Annotated in this window: 21 protein-coding genes and 1 pseudogene; 5 read left to right on the top strand and 17 right to left on the bottom strand. The window is 71.7% G+C overall.

Annotated elements, in window-relative coordinates:
• Positions 1–102: 102 nt before the first annotated feature.
• Positions 103–852, top strand: a complete 750-nt coding sequence (locus tag ACLQ24_RS11700; RefSeq protein ID WP_425891113.1) for a GNAT family N-acetyltransferase — start codon at positions 103–105, stop codon at positions 850–852.
• Here ACLQ24_RS11700 and ACLQ24_RS11695 read toward each other — a convergent pair.
• The 4 genes from ACLQ24_RS11695 to aspS form a co-directional block, all read right to left on the bottom strand.
• Positions 849–2216, bottom strand: coding sequence for an MFS transporter (locus tag ACLQ24_RS11695; protein ID WP_425891119.1), 1368 nt, complete (start codon positions 2214–2216; stop codon positions 849–851). The two genes, ACLQ24_RS11700 and ACLQ24_RS11695, sit on opposite strands and share 4 nt — an antisense overlap.
• Positions 2210–2809, bottom strand: a complete 600-nt coding sequence (locus ACLQ24_RS11690; protein WP_425891112.1) for an ArsR/SmtB family transcription factor — start codon at positions 2807–2809, stop codon at positions 2210–2212. The genes ACLQ24_RS11695 and ACLQ24_RS11690 overlap by 7 nt, the downstream gene beginning before the upstream one ends.
• A 63-nt stretch (positions 2810–2872) precedes the next feature.
• Positions 2873–3682, bottom strand: coding sequence for an SDR family oxidoreductase (locus ACLQ24_RS11685; RefSeq protein WP_425891110.1), 810 nt, complete (start codon positions 3680–3682; stop codon positions 2873–2875).
• A gap of 104 nt (positions 3683–3786) precedes the next feature.
• Entirely contained in the window at positions 3787–5592 is a 1806-nt protein-coding gene (aspS, locus tag ACLQ24_RS11680; protein WP_425891117.1) for an aspartate--tRNA ligase, read from the bottom strand.
• A gap of 114 nt (positions 5593–5706) precedes the next feature.
• Here aspS and ACLQ24_RS11675 point away from each other — a divergent pair, with 114 nt between their 5' ends.
• Positions 5707–5952 (top strand): hypothetical protein, encoded by a 246-nt coding sequence (locus ACLQ24_RS11675; protein ID WP_425891109.1) that lies wholly within the window; start codon positions 5707–5709, stop codon positions 5950–5952.
• Positions 5953–6033: 81 nt separating this feature from the next.
• Here the strand turns inward: ACLQ24_RS11675 and ACLQ24_RS11670 are convergent, their stop codons facing one another.
• Together ACLQ24_RS11670 and ACLQ24_RS11665 are read right to left on the bottom strand one after the other, a co-directional pair.
• The gene (locus ACLQ24_RS11670) at positions 6034–7077 is read right to left on the bottom strand and encodes a S1 family peptidase (RefSeq protein ID WP_425891107.1); all 1044 of its coding nucleotides are present in this window, start codon (positions 7075–7077) and stop codon (positions 6034–6036) included.
• Between the two features lie 348 nt (positions 7078–7425).
• On the bottom strand, positions 7426–7902 hold the full coding sequence (locus tag ACLQ24_RS11665; RefSeq protein WP_425891105.1) for a winged helix-turn-helix transcriptional regulator: 477 nt from the start codon (positions 7900–7902) through the stop codon (positions 7426–7428).
• Positions 7903–7921: 19 nt separating this feature from the next.
• On the opposite strand from ACLQ24_RS11665, the pseudogene ACLQ24_RS11660 reads away from it, so the two are divergent.
• A pseudogene (locus tag ACLQ24_RS11660) lies at positions 7922–8464 on the top strand (PaaI family thioesterase); the annotation flags it as partial.
• 278 nt (positions 8465–8742) lie between these two features.
• Here the strand turns inward: ACLQ24_RS11660 and ACLQ24_RS11655 are convergent.
• The 3 genes from ACLQ24_RS11655 to ACLQ24_RS11645 form a co-directional block, all read right to left on the bottom strand.
• Positions 8743–9684 carry an acyl-ACP desaturase gene (locus ACLQ24_RS11655; RefSeq protein WP_425891103.1) on the bottom strand — a complete coding sequence of 314 codons (942 nt, stop codon included), beginning with the start codon at positions 9682–9684 and terminating at the stop codon, positions 8743–8745.
• A gap of 70 nt (positions 9685–9754) precedes the next feature.
• Positions 9755–11080 (bottom strand): histidine--tRNA ligase, encoded by a 1326-nt coding sequence (gene hisS / locus ACLQ24_RS11650; protein WP_425891102.1) that lies wholly within the window; start codon positions 11078–11080, stop codon positions 9755–9757.
• 73 nt (positions 11081–11153) lie between these two features.
• Complete coding sequence (locus ACLQ24_RS11645) at positions 11154–11864, bottom strand: MBL fold metallo-hydrolase (protein WP_425891115.1); 711 nt, start codon at positions 11862–11864, stop codon at positions 11154–11156.
• Between the two features lie 267 nt (positions 11865–12131).
• On the opposite strand from ACLQ24_RS11645, the gene ACLQ24_RS11640 reads away from it, so the two are divergent.
• Together ACLQ24_RS11640 and ACLQ24_RS11635 are read left to right on the top strand one after the other, a co-directional pair.
• A complete protein-coding gene (locus ACLQ24_RS11640; protein ID WP_425891100.1) occupies positions 12132–13010 on the top strand; it encodes a peptidylprolyl isomerase in 879 nt (292 codons plus the stop codon).
• A 59-nt stretch (positions 13011–13069) separates the two neighbouring features.
• Positions 13070–13909, top strand: coding sequence for a peptidylprolyl isomerase (locus ACLQ24_RS11635; RefSeq protein WP_425891099.1), 840 nt, complete (start codon positions 13070–13072; stop codon positions 13907–13909).
• A gap of 83 nt (positions 13910–13992) precedes the next feature.
• Here ACLQ24_RS11635 and ACLQ24_RS11630 read toward each other — a convergent pair whose 3' ends face one another.
• The 8 genes from ACLQ24_RS11630 to ruvC form a co-directional block, all read right to left on the bottom strand.
• Positions 13993–16518, bottom strand: a complete 2526-nt coding sequence (locus ACLQ24_RS11630; protein WP_425891097.1) for a RelA/SpoT family protein — start codon at positions 16516–16518, stop codon at positions 13993–13995.
• Positions 16519–16763: 245 nt separating this feature from the next.
• A complete protein-coding gene (locus tag ACLQ24_RS11625; RefSeq protein ID WP_425891095.1) occupies positions 16764–17330 on the bottom strand; it encodes an adenine phosphoribosyltransferase in 567 nt (188 codons plus the stop codon).
• A 187-nt stretch (positions 17331–17517) separates the two neighbouring features.
• Complete coding sequence (gene secF / locus ACLQ24_RS11620) at positions 17518–18708, bottom strand: protein translocase subunit SecF (protein ID WP_425891093.1); 1191 nt, start codon at positions 18706–18708, stop codon at positions 17518–17520.
• 1 nt (position 18709) lies between these two features.
• On the bottom strand, positions 18710–20617 hold the full coding sequence (gene secD / locus ACLQ24_RS11615; protein WP_425891092.1) for a protein translocase subunit SecD: 1908 nt from the start codon (positions 20615–20617) through the stop codon (positions 18710–18712).
• Between the two features lie 278 nt (positions 20618–20895).
• A complete protein-coding gene (gene yajC, locus ACLQ24_RS11610; protein ID WP_425891090.1) occupies positions 20896–21234 on the bottom strand; it encodes a preprotein translocase subunit YajC in 339 nt (112 codons plus the stop codon).
• Between the two features lie 138 nt (positions 21235–21372).
• Entirely contained in the window at positions 21373–22440 is a 1068-nt protein-coding gene (ruvB, locus tag ACLQ24_RS11605; RefSeq protein WP_425891088.1) for a Holliday junction branch migration DNA helicase RuvB, read from the bottom strand.
• Positions 22437–23039 carry a Holliday junction branch migration protein RuvA gene (gene ruvA / locus ACLQ24_RS11600; RefSeq protein WP_425891086.1) on the bottom strand — a complete coding sequence of 201 codons (603 nt, stop codon included), beginning with the start codon at positions 23037–23039 and terminating at the stop codon, positions 22437–22439. The genes ruvB and ruvA overlap by 4 nt, the downstream gene beginning before the upstream one ends.
• A complete protein-coding gene (gene ruvC / locus ACLQ24_RS11595; protein WP_425891084.1) occupies positions 23036–23563 on the bottom strand; it encodes a crossover junction endodeoxyribonuclease RuvC in 528 nt (175 codons plus the stop codon). Before ruvC ends, ruvA begins: the two co-directional genes overlap by 4 nt.
• Positions 23564–23985: the final 422 nt, after the last annotated feature.

Here is a 23985-nt window from a genome sequence, read left to right as displayed (position 1 = left end):
GAAATCCTTGTTCCGCAAGCCCGAAGTCCGCTACGCCGCCTCCTGACCATCAACTATTTGCCTTACGGGTCAATAACGCGGAGCAGCACTAGGCTGACCAGCATGATCATGCAGGACCAGGCGCTCCACGACCGGGCCACGATCCTGGCCGCTGCCGGCGCGCATCCGTTCGTCCGGCACTCGCTCTCGCCGGGCATCCCGGCGCGTGGCTGGCGGCGCGACGGCGCCGTGCTGTGGTTGCTGCCACCCGAGCGCGGCTTCGGCGCCGACGCCGTCGGCCCCGCCGGACCGGTACTGGACCTCTGCGCCACGCTGGTCACCGAGGGGCTGCTACGGCCGGAGCACCGGCTGCACCTGCCCCGATTCGACCCCGCCCTGGCGGTCGGGCGGGTGGCGGTGGCCTACCACGTCGACTGGGACTTCCACTGGACCACCGTCGCTCCGCCGCAGCAGCCGGACGAGCAGCGGGTCGTACGGCTGACCGACGCCGACCGCCCGGCGCTGGAGGCGCTCGTCGACGAGGCGTTCCCGACCACCACCACGCGCCCGGGCGACCCGGCGGTCGTCGACTGGTACGGCATCCGGTCCGGCGACCGTATGGTGGCGTGCGGCGCGGACCGCAGCCGGGGGGACGTCGGGTTCCTGGCCGGTCTGACCGTCGCCCCCGATCAGCGGGGCCGGGGGCTGGGCGCGGCGCTGACCGCCGGCATGACGCGGGCGCTGCTGTCCCGGCACGACACCGTCGGGTTGGGCGTCTACCCGGACAACGTCGGTGCGGTGCGCCTCTACCGTCGCCTCGGCTTCACCAGCACCCTGTCCCGTACCTCGATCCGCCTCGGCCCCGAGCGCTAACGCCGCTCGACCGGCTCGGCGACCGCGGTCGGGTCCATGCCGTCGCGGCGCGGGCCGGGCGGGTCGCCGACGGTCCGAGGGCTGGGCGGGTGCACCGCGGCCTGTTCGCCGGCCGGGTCCGACGCGGGCCGACGGCCGGCCCGCCAGGCGGGCAGATAGAGCGGGGCGGCGACGGCCAGCACGACCGCGCCGACCACCATCGCCGTACCCACGCTGGTGGTGGCCGCGAGCGCGGTCAGCACCACCCCGCCGAGCGCGCCGGCCGGCTGCGCCATCATCGAGTTCAGCGAGAGCACGCTGGTCCGGTACGGGCCGTCGACCTGGCGGTGCAGCAGGCCACTGTGCAGCGGGTTCGACGCGCCGTGCACGGCGTAGCAGGCCAGGTAGGCGACGAGCACCCCGACCGGACCGGCGAGCAGCCCCATCCCGACGACCGTCGCGCCCTGCAGGATGCGCAGCAGGGCCGCGCCCGGCGCCGCCCCGGGCCAGCGCAGCAGCAGCGGGGTCAGCGCCGCGCCGGCCGCGTTGGCGATCCAGGCGGCGGAGCTGGCCGGTCCGAGCAGCGCGGCGGCGCGTTCCGGGTCGCCGACCACCTCGGCGAGGCGGACGGGCAACAGCGACTCGAAGGTGACCATGCCGAAGCCCCAGAACAGCTCCACCGCCACCAGGGCGAGCAGCACCCGGGATCGGCGCAGCAGGCCGACCGCCTGGCCGATCATGCGGGGCGCCTGGCTCACCGACGCACACACCGCCGCGACGCCGGTGGCCGGACGCTCCTCGACCAGCAGGACCAGCAACGCGCCGAGCGCCACCGCCTGCGCGACGATCGCGGCCAGCACCGGCAACGTGAGCGCGCTGACCGGCCCGAGCGGACCGAGCGCGACCAGGCCACCGCTGAGCAGAGCCCCGCCCCCGATGGCCCCGCCGACGACGGTGCCGGCGTACCCGAGGCCCCGCTCGTACTCGGCCTGCGGGTCGGCGGCGAGGGTGGCGTCGACGTACCAGGACTCCAGGGGGCCGCTGTCGAGCGCCCGGTAGACGCCCTGCAACGCCCAGACCAGGAAGAACAGCGCGAACGAGTCGGCCACCGCGAACACCGCGAGGGAGGCGAGGTTGAGGACCCCGGCGGCGAGCAGGACCGGCTTGCGCCCGAGGGCGTCGGCGAACCCACCGGTGGGCAGCTCCAGCGCGAGCACCAGCAGCCCCTGCGCGGTGCCGACCAGGCCGATCTGCGGCAACGACAGGCCGCGCTCCTGCATGAGCAGGATCATCACCGGGATCATCAGGCCGGTGGGCAGCCAGCGCAGGCCGTACAGCGTGAGGTAACGACGCCGGACCTGGCGTACGGTCAGCGCGCTCACCAGCGCTCCTCCAACCGCGGAAAGCCGGCGACGAACATGTGCACCGGCTTGACGTCCCCGTCCGGGGCGGGTTGGTCGCGGTAGCGCATCAGCACCGCCCACAGCTCGTCGTTGAGGGCCCGCAGGCGTGCCGGGTCGAGCGGCAACACCAAGTCACCCATGCCAGCGGCGTCGCGCCACTCGCGGGACTGGTGGTGCTCGACGCCCATCCAACGCTCGGCCAGGTCGGCCATCACCCGCACCTGGTCGGCCTGGATCCATTGCACGGCGGCCCGGGCGTCGGGGTCGTCGTCGAAGTCGGTGGGCTCGAAGTTGCTGATGTCGTGCGCGGCCTGCCACCAGCGCTGTCGACCGCTGCCCCGGTCCGGGTCCTCGGTCACCAGCCCCACCTCGGCGAGCTGCCGGAGGTGGTAGCTGGTCGCGCCGGTGTTGGTGCCCAGTTTCTCGGCCAACGCGGTCGCGGTCGCCGGACCGTCGACGCGCAGCGAGCCCAACAGGCGCATGCGCAGTGGATGGGCCAGGGTGCGGACCTGCCGGCTGTCGAGGTGGACCTGCCGGGGCTCGGGCGGCGGACCGCTCGTGGAGGTGGCATCCATGTGAACACACTATCTCTGCACATTTCTTATGCACAATAGTTGTGCATAAGAAATGTGCAGGTGTCAGGCCAGGAGTTCGCGTACCCCACGCAGGCGCGTCCGCAGCAGGCCTGCCGCACGGCCGGAGTCGAGACGTACGTCGCTGGGGCGGATCACGCCGACGGCGGCGGCCGTGGTGGTCTTCAGCCCCGTCGCGTCCAGTCCGAACCGCTCGGCGACCAGCAGCCCCAGATCAGCCCGGCTGACGGCGTCCGGACCGGCCACGTTGAGCAGACCGGCGTACGACGAGTCGGCCAGTTCCAGGACGGCGTCGGCCAGGTCCATGACGTCGACCGGGCACCGGACTTCGTCGGTGAACAGGACGGCCCGGCCGGCGAGGGCGTCACGGCAGAGCTGGACCTGCTTACTGCCCTCCCCCAGGATCAGCGAGGTACGCACCAGCGCCGCGCCCGGGTCGATCGCCCGCACGGCGGTCTCGGCCGCCGCCTTCGCGGCCCCGTAGGCGTTGACGGGGCTGGGCGGGTCGTCGTCGGCGTACGGCAGGGGCCGGCCGCCGTGCAGCGCGTCGCTGGACAGGTGCACCAGCCGGGCGCCCACCTCGGCGGCGGCGAGGGCGACGTGCGCGGCGCCGTCGGCGGTGACCGTCCAGTCGTCGTACCGGTAGGGGGTGGCGACCACGGCGTCCGGCCGCACCTCGGCGACCAGCGCGCGCACGGCGGACCGGTCGGTCACGTCCAACCGCCGCGCCGCGACCCCCGGCACACCGATCTCACTACCGTGGAACGTCCCCACGACCGACAGACCGGCGTCAACCCCCCGCCGACACACCTCTCGGCCGAGAAACCCACTACCCCCGACGACAAACACCCGCATCCCAGCCCACTCCCCCGTCGATCAAGAGGTATGCGTCATCTCGCGGGCCGATGATGACGCAAACCTCTTGATCAACCAAGCAGCGGCCGGGGCCGGGGATGCGGTCAGACGGGGTCCGCCACCGGGGCGGCCGGGCCCGCGGTGCCGGTGTGGGCGGTTGCCGGCGGCTTGGGCTTGGCGTCGATGCCGGCCTCGGTGCGCTGCTGGCCGGTGATCGGGGTGGGCGCGCCGGTCAGCGGGTCGAAGCCGCCCCGGGTCTTCGGGAACGCGATGACCTCCCGGATGGAGTCCGCGCCGGCCAGCAGCATGCAGACCCGATCCCAGCCGAACGCGATGCCGCCGTGCGGCGGAGCGCCGTACTTGAACGCCTCCAGCAGGAAGCCGAACTTGTCCTGCGCCTCATCGGGGGTGATGCCGAGCAGGTCGAAGACCCGCTGCTGCACGTCGCCCCGGTGGATACGGATCGAGCCGCCACCGATCTCGTTACCGTTGCAGACGATGTCGTACGCGTACGCCAGGGCGCGGTCCGGCGCCTCCTCGAACCGGTCCACCCACTCGGCGTTCGGCGAAGTGAACGGGTGGTGCACGGCCGTCCAGCCACCCTCGTCGGTCTTCTCGAACATCGGCGCGTCGACCACCCAGCAGAACGCCCAGGCGCTCTCGTCGACCAGGCCGGCCCGCTTGGCGATCTCGACGCGGGCCGCACCCAGCAGCTCCTGCGCCTCACGGGCGTAGGCGCTGGCGGCGAAGAAGACCGCGTCACCTGGCTTGGCGCCGACCGCGTCGGCGAGCCCGCCCAGGTGCTCGGCGGAGAGGTTCTTCGCCACCGGGCCGCGCGCCTCGCCGGTCTCGGCGTCCAGCACCACGTACGCCAGGCCCCGCGCGCCGCGCGCCTTCGCCCAGTCCTGCCAGCCGTCCAGCTCCTTGCGGGTCTGGCTCGCCCCGCCCGGCATGACCACGGCGCCGACGTAGCCGCCCGCGTCGATCGCCCCGGCGAAGACCCGGAACTCGGTGCCGCGCAGGTAGTCGGTCAGCTCGGTCAGCTCCACGCCGTAGCGCAGGTCCGGCTTGTCCGATCCGTACCGGGCCATCGCGTCGTGCCAGGTGATCCGCGGGATCGGCCGGGTGATCTCGTGCCCGGCCAGGTCCTTCCAGAGCGCCGAGACGATCGCCTCGCCAAGGTCGATCACGTCGTCCTCGGTGACGAACGACATCTCGATGTCGAGCTGGGTGAACTCCGGCTGCCGGTCGGCGCGGAAGTCCTCGTCGCGGTAGCAGCGGGCGATCTGGTAGTACCGCTCCATGCCGCCGACCATCAGCAGCTGCTTGAACAGCTGCGGCGACTGCGGCAGCGCGTACCAACTGCCGGGCTGCAACCGCACCGGCACCAGGAAGTCGCGGGCGCCCTCCGGGGTCGACCGGGTCAGCGTCGGCGTCTCGATCTCCAGGAAGTCCCGCTCGTGCAGGACGCCCCGGGCGAGGTGGCTGGCGCGCGAGCGCAGCCGCAGCGCGTTCGCCGGGCCGCTACGGCGCAGGTCCAGGTAGCGGTACCGCAGGCGGAGGTCGTCACCGGCCTCGACCTGGTCGTCCACCGGCAGCGGCAGCGGCGCGGCCTCGGAGAGAACCTCCAGCTCGACGGCGGTCACCTCGACGTCGCCGGTCGGCAGGTCGGGGTTCTCGTTGCCGGCCGGGCGGCGGGTCACCTCGCCGACGACCTTCACGCAGAACTCGTTGCGCAGCGCGTGCGCGTCCTCCTCGCGGAACACCACCTGGACCACGCCGGAGCCGTCGCGCAGGTCGACGAAGATGACGCCGCCGTGGTCGCGCCGGCGGGCCACCCACCCGGCGAGCGTCACCGTCGAGCCGGCGTCCGCGGCGCGCAGGCTTCCGGCATTGTGGGTACGGATCACAGCTGGCAACTCCTCATCGTGGAACAGTCCTCACCAGCATTCTGTCAGGGCTGGCCGGCCCCACTCGGGGGCACCCGTCCGGCCGGCACGATTGGCAGGTGGCACGCCACGCTCGTGCTGCTGGCCCTGTTCGGCTGGTTCGCGTTCGAGGTGACCAGCGGGTCACGGACCGGCCTGGCGGAACGGGTGACAGCGGTGGGCGTGTCACTCTGGCCGCTGCTGGCGGTCCTCTCGGCGCGCCGGGCGCACCTCGCCGGGGCCGCCACCGGTGCCACGCCGCTCGGGCCCGCCCTGCCGACGACAGGTGTCGTACCCCCGGATCCCCTGCTTCCCACGGACGGACCGGATCGTCTCGCCTGACACGGCGGGGCGGACGGCCCGGCCCCGCACGCGCGGCGCGGGTCGCCGGGAAGTTCCGGCGACCCGCGGGCGGTGTGTCGATCAGAAGACGCTGACGCCGTAGCGGCTCAGGGCCTCGGTGACGGGCTGGAAATAGGTCGTCCCGCCGCTGCTGCAGTTGCCGCTGCCGCCGGAGGTGAGGCCGAGGGCGGTGCCACCGGAGAAGAGCGAGCCACCGCTGTCGCCACCCTCGGCGCAGACGTTGGTGCGGATCAGGCCGGAGACCGAGCCCTCGGCGTAGTTCACCGTGGCGTTGGTCGCGGTCACCGAGCCGCTGCGCAGGCCGGTGGTGCTGCCGGAGCGCTGCACCGACTGGCCGACCGACGCGTTGCCGGCGCCGGTGATGTCCCGGTAGCTGCCGTTGTAGAGGTAGACGTTACCGGCGGCGTTCGCGGAGTTGCTGTGCCGCACGATGCCGTAGTCGTTGCCCGGGAAGCTGGTGCCGGTACGGGTGCCCAGCAGGGTGGTCTGGCTGGAGTTCGAGTACCAGTTGGTGCCGAGGTTGGTGCAGTGCCCGGCGGTCAGGAAGTAGTACGTGCTGCCGCTGCGCACGTTGAAGCCGAGCGAGCAGCGGTAGCCGCCGGTGTAGATGGCCTGGCCACCGGAGATCCGGGTGCTCAGCACGCCGGCCTCGGCCTCGACCCGCACCGCGCCGTTGGCGCGCGCGGCGGCGGCCTTGACCCGCTCCAGCTTGGCGCCGGTGACGGTGCTGTCGACGGAGACGACCACCTGGTTGGTGACCGGGTCGCTCCACCAGGCGGTGCCCGGGATCTTCGCCGAGCGCTCCAGCTCCGCGGTGGCCCGGTTGAGCTCGGCGGCGCCGCGGGTGACGTACCGGACGCTCGCTCCGGCCTTGCTGACCGTACGCGCGGTGGCGGCGTCGGTCACCGTGACGACGGTCTTGCCGCTGGCATCGATGTACGAGCCGGCGGAGCGGTCGCCGAGCTGAGCGGACAGGGCCGCGCCGGCGCTGGGTGAGGCGGCGGGGGCGCCCTGGGCGGGCGCGCCGATGAGCGAGCCGACGACCAGGGTTCCGCTCACGGCGACGGCCGCCGCAACACGGAAGGAGGACCTCGTGGGTCGCATGTAACAAACCTCCTGGGCGGGGGAGACGGGCCTGGCCGGGGTGGCTGACCCGAGGGCAACCCGGCCGATCTGCGAAAACCAGTCGAGTGAATTGAAGTATTAACATACTTAAGATCATAGACAAGACCAGATTTCGCCCGAATTCGTCGACTGTCATCGATGACGCCGTCGCAACACCACGGACACGCTCACGGGCACCTGGCGTCACACTCCGGCAACCACCGAATCTCTTTCGGACACCTTCCGGCGACGGAGGCCGTCGACGCCACAACTGGGCGGACGCGCACGACGCCGACTCGGGCGGACGCGCACGACGCCGACTCGCCGCAGACGGGCGGGCGGGCGCCGTCAGGCGGTACGGCGGCGCGCGCCGGGCCCGGGGCGCGGCAGTACGTCGCGGGCGTCCTTGACCTCGTGCCCGTCGGCGCAGCGCAGCTCGACGCGTACCGGAGCGCCGCAGTCGCGGTGCTCCACGCTCAACGGCGGGCCCTCGGCGTCGGCCAGGTACCGGTCACCCCACCCGAGCACGGCGACCAGCACCGGCCAGAGGGCCATGCCCATCTCGGTCAGCCGGTACTCGTGGCGCAGCCGACTGCCGGGTTCCCGGTACGGCTCACGACGCAGGACGCCCCGCTCGACGAGCAGGGTCAGACGGTTGGTGAGAACCTGCCGCGGAACCCCGGTGCGGACACGCATGTCGTCGAAGCGTCGTACGCCGCTGAACACCTCCCGCAGCACCACCATGGTCCACCGCTCGCCGAGAATCTCCATCGCGCGAGAAATGGTGCAGTTCTCCACCGACCAGTCCAGTGCCGCAGCCCTCATCCGACCAGGCTAGGTCTCATTGACAGACTCAGCAACATCCTGCCAGGCTGCGTCCACAACACAGACTCAGGAGCGGGCGCGCAGCCGTACCTTCACCTGGTCGGACCCGGCGGCCAGCGCGGCGCAGGTCGGTCAGCGCAGCCGCCTCGACATGCTCCGCGCGATGATCGCCGGGGAACTGGCCGCGCCGCCGGTGATGCACCTGATCAACATGGCCCGGATGGAGGCCGACGAGGGGCGGGTCGTCGTCGAACTGCTCCCGCAGGAGTTCCACTACAACCCGCTGGGCACCGTGCACGGCGGCGTCCTCTCGACGTTGCTGGACAGCTCCGCCGCCTGCGCCGTGCACACCACGCTGCCCGCCGGGGTCGGCTACACCTCGCCGGACCTGAACGTGAAGTTCCTCCGCCCGGTCACCGTCACCAGCGGCACGCTGCGCTGCGAGGGCACGGTCCTGCAACGTGGACGCCGCACAGCCCTGGCCGAAGCCCGCCTCACCGACGCGGACAACCGCCTGGTAGCCCACGCCACCAGCACCGTCCTCCCACTCCCCCTCAACCCCGCCCAACTGCCCCGCCCCGGTCTCCGCCCCCGCCCCCGCCCCCGGCCCCGGCCCGCCTCCGCCCCCGCCCCGCCTCCGCCTCCGCCTCCGCCTCCGCCCAGATGATCATGAGGTTGGCGGGGCGTTCGGACGCGCCAACGCCCGCCAACCTCATGATCACCCGGGGCGGGGGCGGGGCCGGGGGCGGGGCGGGGGGACAGTCGGGGTGGTGGGATTAGTCCTTGTCGCTCCGCTGCGCGAAGCGGCCCTAATCAGGAGGAAGTAGGTCTACTTCCGAGTTAGCGGGGGGCTAGGCGGGCAGCTCGGGCGTCGCGCTTCTCCTCGAAGCGGGACGCTGCCCGCTCCAGGCTGTCGAGCTGGGCGGCCAGCTCCTCGCGGGCGGCTTCGCCGTCGGCGTTCAGGCCGGTCACGTTGAAGACGTCCCACTGGCGCAGCACCGGCTGCAACACCTCGTCGCGGTGTTGGCGCAGGTCGTAGATGCCGGCGAGGGCGATCGCCACCGACTTGCGGGCGAAGCCCTCGATGCCGCTACCCGGCATCTGGAAGTCGGCGACCACGTCGGCGACGGCCCGCATGGCCTGGCTCGGGGCCAGCTCGAACGCGGCGGCGAGCAGGTTGCGGTAGAAGACCATGTGCAGGTTCTCGTCGGCGGCGACCCGGGCCAGCAGCGCCTCGCAGGCCGGATCGCCGGTGGCCTTGCCGGTGTTGCGGTGCGAGATCCGGGTGGCCAGCTCCTGGAACGAGACGTACGCCAGTGAGTGCAGCACCTCGTCGCCGTGGGCGTTGGTGTAGCCCTCCGACATGTGCGTCATCCGGGCCCGCTCCAACGCCACCGGGTCGACCGCCCGGGTGACGGACAGGTAGTCGCGGATCGCGACGCCGTGCCGGCCCTCCTCGGCGGTCCACCGGTGCACCCAGGTGCCCCAGGCGCCGTCACGACCGAACAGGGTGGCGATCTCGTGGTGGTACGAGGGCAGGTTGTCCTCGGTCAGCAGGTTCACGATCAGCGCCGTGCGGGCCACGTCCGGGATCGCCGAGTCGGTGGGCGACCACGCCTCACCGCCGAGCGGCCCGTCGAAAGTACGCCCCTCGCTCCACGGCACGTACTCGTGCGGGAACCACTCCTTTGCCAGCGAGAGATGGCGGTCCAGGTTTCGCGCGACTACCGGCTCCAGCTCGACGAGCAGGGCGGTCTGGCTCAGTGTGGTGCTCACGGTCACGAGTAACTCCCTACGGTGGCGTAACTTACGCTACCGTAGGTCCCCGCGACCGTTAACGCCAGTGGAACGCTCAACCCACCGCTGGTTTGCGGTCTCCCGCGGGCGGCATCCAGGCCTGCGCGTCGGCCGTGACCTGCTCACCGGAGCGGATGTCCTTCACCTCGTCCAACGTGCCGTCGGCCCCGGGGAACCAGACGTACGGGATGCCCCGCCGCTCGGCGTAGCGGATCTGCTTGCCGAACTTGGCCGCGCTCGGCGACACCTCGGTGGCGATTCCCCGCCGACGCAGCGCCGCCGCGACCCGGTCGCTGGTCGCACGGTGCTCCTCGTCGGCCAGCGCCACCAGGACACAGGTGGGCACCGAACGGGAGACGGACAGCTCCCCCGCGCCGAAGAGCAGCCCGAGCAGCCGGGTCACCCCGATCGAGATGCCCACACCGGGGTACGAGGTGGCGCCCGCGGTGGCCAGGTTGTCGTACCGGCCGCCGGAGCAGATCGACCCGAACCGCTCGTAGCCGCGGAGCTGGGTCTCGTAGACCGTGCCGGTGTAGTAGTCCAGACCACGGGCGATGCGCAGGTCGGCCACGCAGAGGCCGGGCGAGTGTTCGGCGGCGGTCTGGACCACCCGGACCAGCTCGTCGACGCCCTCGTCGAGCAGCGGGTCGGTGACCCCGAGCGCGCGTACCGCGTCGGCGAAGGAGGCGTCCGGCGCGGAGATCTCGGCCAGCGCGAGACACGCCTTGGCCTGCGCCTCGCTCGCCCCGGCGGTCTCGGCCAGCAGCTCGGTCACCTTCGCCGGGCCGATCTTGTCAAGCTTGTCGACGGTGCGCAGCGCCGCCTCCGGGTCGGTCACCCCGATGCCGCGGAAGAAGCCCTCCCAGATCTTGCGGTTGTTGACCTGGATGGTCACCGGCGGGATGGGCAGGGCGCGCAGTGCGTCCCCGATGACCAGCGGCATCTCCGCCTCGTGGTGCGGGGCCAGGGTGTCCCGGTCGACGATGTCGATGTCGGCCTGGACGAACTCCCGGTAGCGCCCCTCCTGCGGCCGCTCCCCCCGCCACACCTTCTGGATCTGGTAGCGGCGGAACGGGAAGGCCAGCTTGCCGGCGTTCTCCAACACGTACCGCGCGAACGGCACGGTCAGGTCGAAGTGCAGGCCGAGCTGGTCGTCACCGCCGCTCTCGGCGTCGGCGTGCAGCCGCCGGATCACGTAGACCTCCTTGGAGGTCTCCCCCTTGCGCAGGAGCTGGTCCAGCGGCTCCACCGCGCGGGTCTCCAGCGGGGCGAACCCGTACAGCTCGAACGTGCCCCGGATCTTGTCGAGCACGAACTGCTCGATCATCCGCTGGCCGGGGGTCCACTCCGGGAAACCGGAGATGGGCGTGGGCTTGCTCATCGGCGTACTCCTTGCGGTTCCGCGCCCACGGCGCGGTGGTGTCGTGGGTCCGCGCGCGGCGCGGACGAAAGAGCTAGAGGCCCCGGGTGGGCGCGGCCGGCGACGTGCCGGCCACCTCGACGAGGTACGGGTTGCTGGCGCGCTCACGGCCGATGGTGGTGCTGGGGCCGTGGCCGGGCAGCACGACGGTGTCGTCGGCCAGCGGGAGGATCTTGTCGCGCAGGCTGGCGAGCATGGCCGGCATGCTGCCGCCGGGCAGGTCGGTGCGGCCGATCGAGCCGGCGAAGAGGACGTCGCCGGAGAGGCAGATCTCGTCCGCCTCCCAGCCCGACCCGGCGCCGGGCAGCCGGAACAGCACCGACCCGCCGGTATGGCCCGGGGTGTGGTCGACGGCGATCTCCAGGCCGGCGAGCGTGAGGGTGGCGCCGTCGGTCAGCTCGGCCACGTCGTCCGGCTCGCTGTAGCTCAGGCGGCCGCCGAAGAGCGAGGTCAGGTCGGCCGAGAGACCCTTGGCCGGGTCGGCGAGCATCTCCCGGTCGCCGGGGTGCACGTACGCGGTGATCCCGCGGGCGTCACAGACCGGCGCGACCGAGAACGTGTGGTCCAGGTGGCCGTGGGTGAGCAGCACGGCGGCCGGATGCAGGCGGTGCTCGGCGAGCAGGGCGTCGAGCTGGTCGAGCACCCCGATGCCGGGGTCGACCACCACGCACTGCTCTCCCGGCCCGGTGGCGACCACGTAGCAGTTGGTGCCGAAGACGTCCGCGGGAAAGCCGGCCACGAGCACGGGTGCTGTCCTCTCCATCGAGCTGTCGTCCTGCCCGGCAGCCTATCCGGCAGGCCGAGCGAGTTTGCCGCGCCCGTCCCCCGCACCCCGACAGGAACAGTGACAACCTCCGATAAGCGCTGCTCGGAAAGGGGTGGACCTCGTACACCACATTCCCAGTCACTAGCCGTACACTCTGGCGGGCGTGTGGCGCGGCACACGCGTCGCCCGGACGGGCCGGGAGCGCCGGCCGCCGGTGACGATCAGGCGAAGGAGAGGGGAGCACCTGTGGCTTCCAGCAGGGACCGGCAGCGCAAACTGGCGCGGGCCAAGCTCGACCGGCAGATGGCACGCCGGGCGGCCGCTACGCGGCGCCGTCGGCAGATCCGGGCCGGTGTCGGCGCCTTCCTGGTCCTCGCGGTGATCGTGGCCGGCTCGGCCTGGGCGCTCGGGGCGTTCGACTCCGACCCCAAGCAGAACACGGCCGCGGAGGACACCTGCCTCTGGACGCCGCAGGACGCGACGGCGAACACCAACCTCAAGGACGTCGGTACGCCGAAGACGAAGGGCCTGCCGACCGACGGCACCCGGGCGATGACCGTCACCACCAACCAGGGCGCGCCGATCACGGCCGAACTGAACCTGACGAGTTCCCCGTGCGCCGCCGCGAGCATCGCCCACCTGGCGAGCCGGTCGTTCTACGACAACACCAAGTGCCACGAGATCACCGCCGACGGCGCGCTGCGCTGCGGTGACCCCAGCGGCACCGGCCTCGGCGGGCCCGCCTACTCGTTCTACGACGAGGACCTGCCGACCGTGCCGTCGGCCTCGCCGTCGGCCAGCCCCGCGCCCGGCCAGCCGCCGACGTACCCCAAGGGGACCGTCGCGATGATCTCCAACCCGCCGGGCACCAACGGCAGCCAGTTCCTGATCTTCTTCAAGGACTTCACCACGGCGGACCCGAAGTTCCCGGTCATCGGCAAGGTCACCGGTGGGCTGGACGTGGTGGAGAAGATCGGTACCCAGCCGACCGTGGACAATGGGACCGGGGCCAAGGTGAAGCCCAAGACCGACGTGGTGATTCAGAGCCTCACGGTCGGCGAGCCGGTCACCGGTGCGGCACCGTCGCCGTCCGGCGCCCCGGCCAGCAGCCCGAGCGCCGGCTGACCGGTCGCCCCACCCACCTTAAGCGGCACCCCGCAACAGACAGCCAGGAGGATCCAGGCGTGACGTCCACCAGAGAGCGGCAGCGCGCGGCGGCACGCGCCCGGCTCGAGAAGGAGATGGCCGAGCGCTCGGCCAAGGCCCGCAAACGCCGCCAGACGCAGGCGATCGTCGGGGCCGCCGCCGTGCTGGTGCTCGTGGTCGCCGGCACCGTCTGGCTCGCCACGACCCTCGGCGGCGACGACGACAAGGGCAAGAACGCCACGTCGGCGTCCGGGGCGTCCGAGTGCGTCTACAACGCGATGCCGGCCGACCAGCGGTCCCCGCAGATCAAGGACGTCGGGGTACCCAGCAACCAGCAGTCCGCCACCGGCGTGCAGACCATGACGATCGACACCAACCTGGGCCCGATCACCACGAAGATCGACCGGTCGCAGGTGCCGTGCACCGCAGGGGCGTTCAGCCACCTCGCCGAGAAGAAGTTCTTCGACAACACCAAGTGCCACCGCCTGGTGACCGAGGGCATCAAGGTGCTCCAGTGCGGCGACCCGAGCGCCACCGGCAAGGGCTGGCGGGACACCGACGGCACGGGTGGCCCGAGCTTCCGTATGCCGGAGGAGAACCTGCCCACCGACAAGCGCCCGCCGTACCCGGAGGGCGTCATCGCGATGGCCAAGGCCCAGGATCCGGGCAGCACCGGCAGCCAGTTCTTCATCGTCTACGGCGACTCGCCGCTGGACCCGGCGTACACCGTGCTGGGCACCGTCACGGGCGGCATGGACATCGTCAAGGACGTGGCCAAGGCCGGCGACGACGGTGCGTTCGCCCAGCAGGCCGGCGGCGGCCACCCGAAGAAGGAGGTCGTCATCAAGACCCTCACCATGAGTGCGCCGCAGGGCTGACGCCCGCCAGGACGACGAAGCGCCCGCCGGCTGAGCCGGCGGGCGCTCTCGTGTGCGGGGTACGCGCGCTTGTGGTGTGCCCGTCAGGCGCCGGAGGTGACCCGGTACGCGTCGAACACGCCGTCGACCTTGCGCACGGTGGCCAGCAGGTGGCCCAGGTGCTTCGGGTCGGCCATCTCGAAGCTGAACCGGCTCACCGCCACCCGGTCGCGGGTGGTGGTGACGGTCGCGGACAGGATGTTCACCCGCTCGTCGGAGAGCACCCGGGTGACGTCGGCGAGCAGCTTGTGCCGGTCCAGAGCCTCGACCTGGATCGCCACCAGGAACGTGGAGGCGGACGTGAGCTTCCAGCTCACCTCGACCACACGCTCGGCCTGCGCCCGCAGGTCCTCCGCGTTGGCGCAGTCGTCACGGTGCACGCTCACCCCGCCGGAGCGGGTGACGAAGCCGAACACCGAGTCGGGCGGGACCGGGGTGCAGCACCGCGCCAGCTTGATCCAGACGTCGCTGACGCCCCGGACCACGACACCGGGGTCGGCGCTGCTCTGCCGGCTGCGCGGCGGCCGGGTGGCGACGGCGGTCTCGGCGATGTCCTCCGCCGCGCCCTCCTCGCCGCCGTACGCCGCCATCAGCTTCTGCACCACCGACTGCGCGGAGACCTGACTGTCACCCACCGCCGCGTACAGCGACGCCACGTCTGCCAGGTGCAGGTCCCGCGCGATCGACATCAACGCGTCCGAGGTCAGCATCCGCTGCAACGGCATGCCCTGCTTGCGCATCGCCTTGACGATCGCGTCCTTGCCGGCCTCGATCGCCTCCTCGCGCCGCTCCTTGTTGAAGTACTGGCGGATCTTCGTACGGGCGCGCGGGCTCTTGACGAAGCCCAGCCAGTCCTGCGTGGGGCCGGCCGTCTCGGACTTCGACGTGAAGATCTCGATCACGTCGCCGTTGGACAGCGTCGACTCCAACGGCACCAGCTTGCCGTTGACCCGCGCCCCGATGCACTTGTGCCCCACCTCGGTGTGCACCGCGTACGCGAAGTCCACCGGCGTCGACCCGGTCGGCAGCGGGATGACGTCACCCTTGGGGGTGAAGACGTACACCTCCTGGCTGGACAGGTCGAAGCGCAGCGCGTCCAGGAACTCGCTCGGGTCGGCCGCCTCCCGCTGCCAGTCCAGCAACTGCCGCAGCCAGGTCATCTCGTCGATGTGCGCCGGCGGACCCACCACCGGGGTGCCCTTGTGCTCCTTGTACCGCCAGTGCGCGGCGATGCCGAACTCGGCCGTGCGGTGCATCGCGTACGTGCGGATCTGCATCTCCACCGGCTTGCCGGTGGGCCCGATGACCGTCGTGTGCAGCGACTGGTACATGTTGAACTTGGGCATCGCGATGTAGTCCTTGAACCGGCCCGGCACCGGCTGCCAGTTGGCGTGGATGACCCCCAGCGCCGCGTAGCAGTCGCGCACCGTGTCGACCAGGATCCGCACACCCACCAGGTCGTAGATGTCGTTGAAGTCGCGACCCCGCACGATCATCTTCTGGTAGATCGAGTAGAGGTGCTTCGGTCGGCCGGTCGTCTCCGCCTTGATCTTGGCGGCCTTCAGGTCGGTGCCAACCTTCTGGGTGACCTGCCGCAGCAGCGACTCACGCTGCGGCTGGTGCTCACCGATCAGCCGGTTGATCTCCTCGAACCGCTTCGGGAAGAGCGTGCCGAAGGCCAGGTCCTCCAGCTCCCACTTGATCGTGTTCATACCGAGGCGGTGGGCCAGCGGCGCCAGGATCTCCAGCGTCTCCTTGGCCTTCTGCTCGCGCTTCGGCGCCGGCAGGAAGGACAGGGTACGCATATTGTGCAGCCGGTCGGCCAGCTTGATCACCAGCACCCGCGGGTCCTTGGCCATCGCCACGACCATCTTGCGGATCGTCTCGGCCTTGGCCGCGTCACCCAGCTTGACCTTGTCCAGCTTGGTGACACCGTCGACGAGCAGAGCGACCTCGCCGCCGAAGTCGGCGCGCATCGCGTCGAGGGTGTACTCGGTGTCCTCGATCGTGTCGTGCAGCAGCGCCGCGATCAGCGTGGTCGTGTCCATCCCCAGGTTGCCGAGGATCGTCGCCACGGCAAGGGGGTGAGTGATGTACGGATCGCCGGACTTGCGGTACTGCCCGGAGTGCCACCGCGCGGCCGTGTCGAAGGCGCGCTGGAGCAGCCGCGCGTCGGCCTTCGGGTGGTTCTCCCGGTGGCTGGCGATGAGCGGCTCCAGCACCTCGCTGACCTGCGAGGTCTGCCAGGGGGCGTTGAACCGGGCCAGCCGGGCACGCACCCGCCGGCCGGTGGGGGCGTTGGACAGCCCAAAACCACCGGTCGGCGACGGATCGACACCGGGGTCGGTCGGGAACGGAACCACGACCCCGTCGGCGCCGGGCGACGCCTCGACGGCGCTCGCCGTGACCCCGGTCGCAGCCGTCGCGCCGTCGGCAGGAGCCCTGCCGGAGCCGTTGTCGGTGCCCGTCACCCGAGCCGGCGCATCGCCGTTCCGGTCGGTCACCGAGCCGTCAGCGTCGCCTGTGGGATGCACCGTGCCCTCCGCCGGAGGGACGACATCGTGGGACACCGGCCTCCTCACCGCTCGCCGGAAACACGCCGGCCGTGTGTCGGCCGGCCTGGTCTCGCGTCGCCGGACGGCGTACCGCCGGCGTCAGCAATGGGCAATGCTACCCGCACGGACGGTCCCCTGCCGCTCCGCCGGACGGTCCACGCCCGCCGCCCGGCCTGACCGGGCCATAACCGCGCCGCCCGCCACACCGGGCCATCCCGGAACGTGGGCGCACCGCCACCGCGGCGCTCACGCCTTAGGGATCAAACGGTCAGCAGGGCATGGACCGGACGTGGCGCGAGTCGCTCCCGCGCGCCCAGAAAACCAAGCTCCAAGAGTACGGTGAAGCCCGTCACCGTACCGCCGGCGCGCTCGACCAGGTCCAGCGTCGCCTCGGCGGTGCCGCCGGTGGCCAGCACGTCGTCGACGACGAGCACCCGGTGGCCGGCGGTGAAGGCGTCCTCGTGCACCTCCAGGGTGGCCTCGCCGTACTCGAGGGCGTACGACACCGAGTGCGCCGGGCGCGGCAGCTTGCCGGCCTTGCGCACCGGCACGACACCCACCCCGGCCGCGTACGCGACGGCCGCGGCGACGACGAACCCCCGCGCCTCGATGCCCACCACGACGTCGAAGGCGTCCCGCCCGTGGTACGCGACGATCCCGTCGACCACCTCACGGAACGCCGCACCGTCGGCGAACAGCGGCATCAGGTCCTTGAACAGGACACCGGGCTTGGGAAAATCCGGCACGTCCAGCACCCGGCTGGCCACCAGCCGGGCGGCCTCCGGGCCGCTGTCCCCGCGCGCCGCGGTGCTGTGGGTCTCCGTCACGGCTGATCCGTTCCCTTCCGACGACAACGGCGTCCGGCTTGCTGCTCGCACAGCATGCCGGACGCCGTTGGGGTGTTGTCTCCCGGGTCAGTCCCAGGGCCGGTCAGCGCCGCTCGGCACCACCGGGCCGGTCAGCGCCGCTTGGCACCACCGGGCCGGTTACCGCCGCTTGGCACCACCGGGCCGGTCAGCGCCGCTTGGCACCACCGGGCCGGTTACCGCCGCTGCCGGGGCGACCGCCCCGCGCGCCGGTCGGCCGTTTGCCCGTCGGCCGCGAACCCACCTTGGGGGCCGCGCCGGCCAGCGCGGCGGAGTCCGGGTCGATCACGTCGGCCGCATCGCCGTCGACCGGGGTCGGGGCGACATTGCCGGTGGGCTCGCCACGGCCCGACGCACCCCGGCGGGCCAGCACCCGCTTGTTGTGCGCCTGGATGCGCGGGTCGTAGTTCTTCAGCAGCGCCAGCAGCGGCGTCGCCACCAGGATGGAGGTCAGGAACGCCACCGCCATACCGACGAACAGCACCAGGCCGAGGTCCTTCAGGGTGCCCGCACCGAGCAGGCCGGCACCGATGAAGAGCAGACCACCCACGGGCAGCAGGGCCACCACGGAGGTGTTCAGCGACCGCATGAGGCTCTGGTTGACGGCCAGGTTGGCCGCCCCGCCGTACGTCATGTTGTTGTTGGCGGTGATGCCTCGCGTGTTCTCCTGCACCTTGTCGAAGACCACCACGACGTCGTAGAGCGCGAAGCCCAGGATCGTGAGGAAGCCGATGATCGTCGACGGGGTGACCTCGAAGCCGACCAGCGAGTAGATGCCGGCGGTGAGGACCAGGTTCATGAACAGCGACGAGACCGCGGCGACGGCCATCCGCCATTCGAAGCGCAGGATCAGGTAGACCATCACCAGCGCGATGAAGATGACCAGGCCGAGCACGGCCCGTTCGGTCACCTGGCTGCCCCACGCCTCACTGACCTGGTTGCTGCTGATCTCGTTGACGTTGATGTTGAGGTCTTCGGCGATCTGGGCCTTGACCGCGTTGGCCTGCTCGACGGTGAGCTGCGGCGTCCGCAGCTCGTACGAGTCGCCACCCGGGCCACCGACCTTCTGCGTGGTGGCCACCTCGACGCCGGTGTTCTCGACCGCGAGGGCCGAGTTGACCTCACGCTCGGCGTCGTCCAGGGTGCCGACGCTGGCCGGCACCTGGAACGAGTTGCCGCCGGCGAACTCGATGCCGAGGCTGAAGCCCCGGAGCGCGAAGCTGAGGATCGCGACCAGGATCAGGGCGCCGGCGACACCGAACCACAGCTTGCGGCGGCCGACGATGTTGAGACCGGCCTCGCCGTTGTAGAGGCGGCTCGCCAAACCATTTTGAGCCATCTCAGGCCTCCTTGGCGCGCGGGTTGCGGGACTGAGTCTGCTGGCTGCGGGCCGGAAGCGCCCGACCCAGGCCGCTGACCCGCGGGGACAGGAACGCCCGGGTCCGGGCGAACATCGTCATGATCGGGTGCCGGAAGAGGAAGACCACGACCAGGTCCAGCACCGTGGCCAGGCCGAGCGCGAACGCGAAGCCCTTGACCGTGCCGACCGAGACCACGTAGAGCACCACCGCGGAGAGCAGCGTGATCGCGTTGGCCGAGATGATGGTCCGACGGGCCCGGATCCAGGCACGGGGCACCGCGCTGCGTGGACTGCGACCCTCTCTGATCTCGTCCTTGAGTCGTTCGAAGTAGATGACGAAGGAGTCCGCCGCCACACCGAGCGAGACGATCATGCCGGCGATGCCGGCGAGGGTCAGCGTGAAACCGATCTGCCGGCCCAGCACCACCAGCGCGCCGAAGACCAGCAGCGCGGAGAGGATCAGGCTCAGGAAGATGACCGAGCCGAGCAGCCGGTAGTAGAAGAACGCGTAGATGATGACGAGCAGCATGCCGATGCCTGCCGCGAGCAGACCGGCCCGCAGGTGGCTGGCGCCGAGCGTCGCCGTGACGTTCTGCGCCTCCTGCTGCTTGAAAGTCACCGGCAGCGCGCCGTAGCGGAGCTGGCTGGCGAGGGTGCTGGCGTCCTTCTGGGTGAACTGGCCGGTGATCTGCGAGTTGCCGGTCAGCACGCCCTGGATCTCCGGGGAGGAGACGATCTCGTTGTCCAGCACGACGGCCACCCGGCACTTGCCGTCCTGGCCGAGCGCGGTGGCGTCGCAGGCCTGACCCTCGTTGCCGAACGCCTCACGGGTCAGCGCCGTCCACTTGCCCTGGCCGTCGCCGGTGAAGTCGAGGCTGACCACCCAGGCGTTGGTCTGGTCGAGCACCGCGTCGGCGTCGTCCACGTCGGTGCCCAGCACCTTGGCCTGGTCGAGGAGGTACTTGGAAGCGCCGTCCTCGCAGGACACCACCTGCTGCTTCGGGTCGGAGATCGACGCCGGCGGGCGCTTGTCGAGCTGGGCGCAGCCGATCGTCGGCACGTTGAACTGCATCTGCGCTGGCAGCACGGCGACCTCTTGCGGGCTCAGCGCGCTGAACGGCTTGAGCTTGTCGCCCAGCGACGGGTCGGCGCTCAGGTCGGCGGGGGCCTGCAGCGCGCTCGCGGCCTGCCAGGCGGCGGCCCCGACCTTCTGCTCGACGGCCTTGCGCTGCTGCTCGATGCTCGCGGGCACCGGTTCGGTGCTGGCGCTCGCCGACGGCGCGGCACTCGCCGACGCGGACGGGGTCGGCGTGGCGCTGGCGGTCGGCGCGGGCGCCATCCCGCCCTGGCCACCGCTGGCCGACGGCCTCACCTTCGCCGCGCCGGTCGCCGACGGGGTCACCTTCGGCGCGGCGCTGCCCGACGGCGTCGGGGTGACGCCGCCCGGGACCGGCGTGGCGGCCGGCGGCGCGACGGCCGTCCCGCTGCCGTCGGCGGCCTTGAGCACCTTGCGGAAGCGCAGTTCGGCGGCGCTGCCCACGTCGGTGAGGTCCCGGTTCTCACCGGGCAGGGAGATGACGATGTTGCGGTTGCCCTCGGTGACCACCTCGGCCTCGGCCACGCCGAACGCGTTGACCCGGCTCTCGATGATCTGGCGGGCCTCCTCGAGGTTCTCCGCCGTCGGGGGCTTGCCGTCGACGGAGTTGGTCGCCTCCAGCGTGACCCGGGTGCCGCCGATCAGGTCCAGGCCGAGCCGTGGCTCCAGCCGATCCTTGAAGCTGCCGCTGGCACCGCCCGCGAAGAACACCAGAAGGTAGAGGACGACGAAGATGAGCCCGAGCACGGCGAGTTGCCGGCCGGGGCGCATCTGTCCCTGAGGTGGTGCCACGGTTGTCCTGTCTCCCTGTACGGTCGCGCCGCTGCGCGCGGCGGCGGCGAGTGTCGGGCCGGGGGTCCCGGCCAACGGTCTGACCTGAGCCGACGGGGTGCCGACACAGTGGCCGGACACGCCGGACGGGGACGCCGACGGCCACGGGAACGTGCCGACGCCCGGCGTCGACCCAACTATCCAGTTTTCACGTCACGTCCGCTGCCCCGTCGGGTGCGGTGCCCCCGGGGGCCGGTCAGCCGGCCGTACGCCGAAATCGTCGACCCCCTGTGGGGAGGTCACTCCTTGACGGTGTCCGCGTCCTCGGTGACCGGCTCGCTCGGCAGCTCCGCGCGGGTGACCACCCGGGCGATGGCCGGCCGGGCGTAGCGGGCCTGGACGCCCGGAGCGATCTCGAGCAGGACGGCGTCGTCCTCGACGCCGGTGACCGTGCCGTAGAGCCCGCCGATGGTGACGACCTCGTCGCCCGGACCGAGCGCCGCCTGCATGGCCTCGGCTTCGCGACGACGCTTCTGCTGGGGACGGATCATGAGGAAGTAGATGACGCCGAAGAGCAGGACGATCATCAGGATCGGCGTGAAGCCGCCGGCCCCACCACCCGCTGCAAGGTATTGCACGGTTACTGCCTTCCCATTGGCCCCTGTCCGGCACGGGGAGTGCCGGAGCGGAGGCGGATTCTCACATCCTGTACAGACCGCGGCGAAGTCTAATCCCTGCACCTGAGAACACCGAATGCGGCACAGATCACGTTCACATTACGGCTGATCGGTGTCCACGGAGAACAGATCGGGTGCCGGCGAAATATCTGCCCCAAATATACCATTCGGTGGGTTACGCCCCAGATGCAGCCAGGCGGCCTCCGTGGCCACCCGGCCTCGGGGTGTACGGGCCAGCAGGCCGGCGCGCACCAGGAACGGCTCGCAGACCTCCTCGACCGTGTCCGGCTGCTCCCCCACCGCCACAGCGAGGGTGGACAGGCCGACCGGGCCACCCCGGAACAAGTCCACCAGGGCGGTCAGCACCGCCCGGTCCAGCCGGTCCAGACCCAGCGCGTCGACGTCGTACACCGTCAGGGCCTTGCGGGCGGTGCCCAGGGTGACCACACCGTCGGCGCGGACCTCCGCGTAGTCGCGGACCCGGCGCAGCAGCCGGTTGGCGATCCGGGGAGTGCCCCGGGACCGGCCGGCGATCTCCGCCGCGCCGTCCGCGGTGATCGGCACCCCGAGGATGCGCGCCGAACGGTGCAGCAGCGTCTCCAGATCCGCCGGGGCGTAGAAGTCGAGGTGCGCGACGAAGCCGAACCGGTCCCGCATGGGCCCGGTCAGCAGACCCGAGCGGGTGGTCGCGCCCACCAGGGTGAACGGCTCGACGTCCAGCGGGATCGCGGTCGCGCCCGGTCCCTTGCCGACCACCACGTCGACCCGGAAGTCCTCCATCGCGCTGTACAGCAGTTCCTCGGCCGGTCGGGCGATCCGGTGGATCTCGTCGATGAAAAAAACGTCACCCTCGGCGAGGCTGGTCAGGATCGCCGCCAGGTCACCCGACCGCTCGATCGCCGGGCCGCTGGTCACCCGGATGCCCGCGCCCAGTTCAGCGGCGACGATGTTGGCCAGGCTCGTCTTGCCCAACCCGGGCGGCCCGGAGAGCAGAATGTGGTCCGGCGGCGACCCCCGCCGCATGGCACCCTGCAACAGCAGGTCGAGCTGGTCGCGTACCCGGTCCTGGGCGATGAACTCCGCCAGCCGCCGGGGCCGCACGGTGGCCTCCGCGTCCCGCTCGGCATCACTGACGTACGCCGAGACGAGCCCGTCGGTCTCGCTCATCGGGTGCGGCCCAGCAGCCGGATTGCCTGCTTGAGCAGGACTGGCACGGGCGGGGTGGGCCCGTCGATGGTCTCCGCCACGGCGGCCACCGCCTGGTCGGCCTGCCCGGCCGTCCAACCCAGACCGACCAGCGCCTGCCGGACCTGGTCGGGCCAGGCGCCACCGGTCACGCCGCCCACCCCGTCCGCGCCGATCGACACCGGGCCGATGCGGTCCCGCAGCTCCAACACCAGGCGCTCGGCGCCCTTCTTACCGATCCCCGGCACCCGGGTCAGCGCGGCGGTGTCGGCGTTCGCGATGGCCTTGCGCACCGCGTCCGGCGTGTGCACGGCCAGCACGGCCTGGGCCAGCCGTGGGCCGACCCCGCTGGCGGTCTGCAACAGCTCGAACAGCGCCCTGGCATCGTCGTCGGCGAACCCGTAGAGGGTCAGCGAATCCTCCCGGACCACCAGGCTGGTCGCCAGCCGCGCCGGCTGGCCCACCCGCAGCTCCGCGAGCGTCCCGGGGGCACAGTGCACGGCCAGGCCGACCCCGCCGACCTCGATCACGGCCAGATCCGGACCCGTCGCGGTCACCGTGCCGCGCACGCTGGCGATCATCGTGCTCCTCCTCGTCGTGACCGATCGGCCGCGGCGGCCAGCTTGGAACGGGTGCCGCCGCGCCACACGTGGCAGATGGCCAGGGCGAGCGCGTCGGCGGCGTCCGCCGGTTTCGGCGGCTCGGCCAAGCGCAGCAGTCGGGTCACCATGGAGGTCACCTGCGCCTTGTCGGCCTGCCCCGAGCCGGTCACCGCCGCCTTCACCTCGCTGGGGGTGTACGTCTGCACCGGCAGCCCGGCCCGCGCCCCGGCCAGCACGGCGATGCCGCTGGCCTGGGCGGTACCCATCACCGTACGGACGTTGTGCTGGCTGAACACCCGCTCGACGGCCACGCTCTCCGGCTGGTGCTCGGCGACCAGCTCGGTCAACGACCGGTCCAGGTGCAGCAGCCGCAACGCCAGGTCGTCGGCCGGATCGGTGTAGACGACGTAGTAGGCGATGAGCGTGCAGGGTCGACCGGGCACGCCCTCGACCACGCCCACCCCACAGCGCGTCAACCCCGGGTCGACCCCCAGCACCCGCACGCCGCGCCCCCTCCCCCAGTACGTGTGTTCGACACCCTAACCTCCGCCCTTCCCACCGGCCCCACGGGACACGCGCCCGCGCCCCACGCCCCACGCCCCACGCCCCACGCCCCACGCCCCACGCCCCACGCCAAGATCCTCACAACATCCCCGAAGTTGCTGCCTCAGCCGTGCCGGAGACAGCAGCATCGGTGAAGTTGCGCGGATCTTGACGGGACGCAACCCACGATGACCGATTGGCGGGGGCCCGCGGGCGAACGGCGGTGGGCGGCGGGCAGGGCGGCGGCCAGACGAGTGCCAGGCAGACCTGACTGGGCCGGGACAGGCCTAGCCGGGACAGGCCGAGCCGAGCCGAGCCGAGCCGAGCCGAGCCGAGCCGAGCCGAGCCGAGCCGAGCCGAGCCGAGCCGAGCCGAGCCGAGC

This window comes from Micromonospora sp. DT4, from assembly GCF_049841675.1.
In the GTDB taxonomy this organism is placed as follows: domain Bacteria; phylum Actinomycetota; class Actinomycetes; order Mycobacteriales; family Micromonosporaceae; genus Micromonospora.
Note: the sequence above shows the minus strand (reverse complement) of the source record. Positions and strands in the feature narration are given on the sequence as shown.

Bases quoted from the DNA above. Each gene is read 5' to 3' on its own strand.
- ACLQ24_RS11700 (WP_425891113.1), top strand. From the start codon at position 103: ATGATCATGCAGGACCAGGCGCTCCACGACCGGGCCACGATCCTGGCC.
- ACLQ24_RS11690 (WP_425891112.1), bottom strand. From the start codon at position 2,809: ATGGATGCCACCTCCACGAGCGGTCCGCCGCCCGAGCCCCGGCAGGTC.
- ACLQ24_RS11685 (WP_425891110.1), bottom strand. From the start codon at position 3,682: ATGCGGGTGTTTGTCGTCGGGGGTAGTGGGTTTCTCGGCCGAGAGGTG.
- ACLQ24_RS11670 (WP_425891107.1), bottom strand. From the start codon at position 7,077: ATGCGACCCACGAGGTCCTCCTTCCGTGTTGCGGCGGCCGTCGCCGTG.
- ACLQ24_RS11665 (WP_425891105.1), bottom strand. From the start codon at position 7,902: ATGAGGGCTGCGGCACTGGACTGGTCGGTGGAGAACTGCACCATTTCT.
- hisS (WP_425891102.1), bottom strand. From the start codon at position 11,080: ATGAGCAAGCCCACGCCCATCTCCGGTTTCCCGGAGTGGACCCCCGGC.
- secF (WP_425891093.1), bottom strand. From the start codon at position 18,708: ATGGCTCAAAATGGTTTGGCGAGCCGCCTCTACAACGGCGAGGCCGGT.
- ruvB (WP_425891088.1), bottom strand. From the start codon at position 22,440: ATGAGCGAGACCGACGGGCTCGTCTCGGCGTACGTCAGTGATGCCGAG.
- ruvA (WP_425891086.1), bottom strand. From the start codon at position 23,039: ATGATCGCCAGCGTGCGCGGCACGGTGACCGCGACGGGTCCGGATCTG.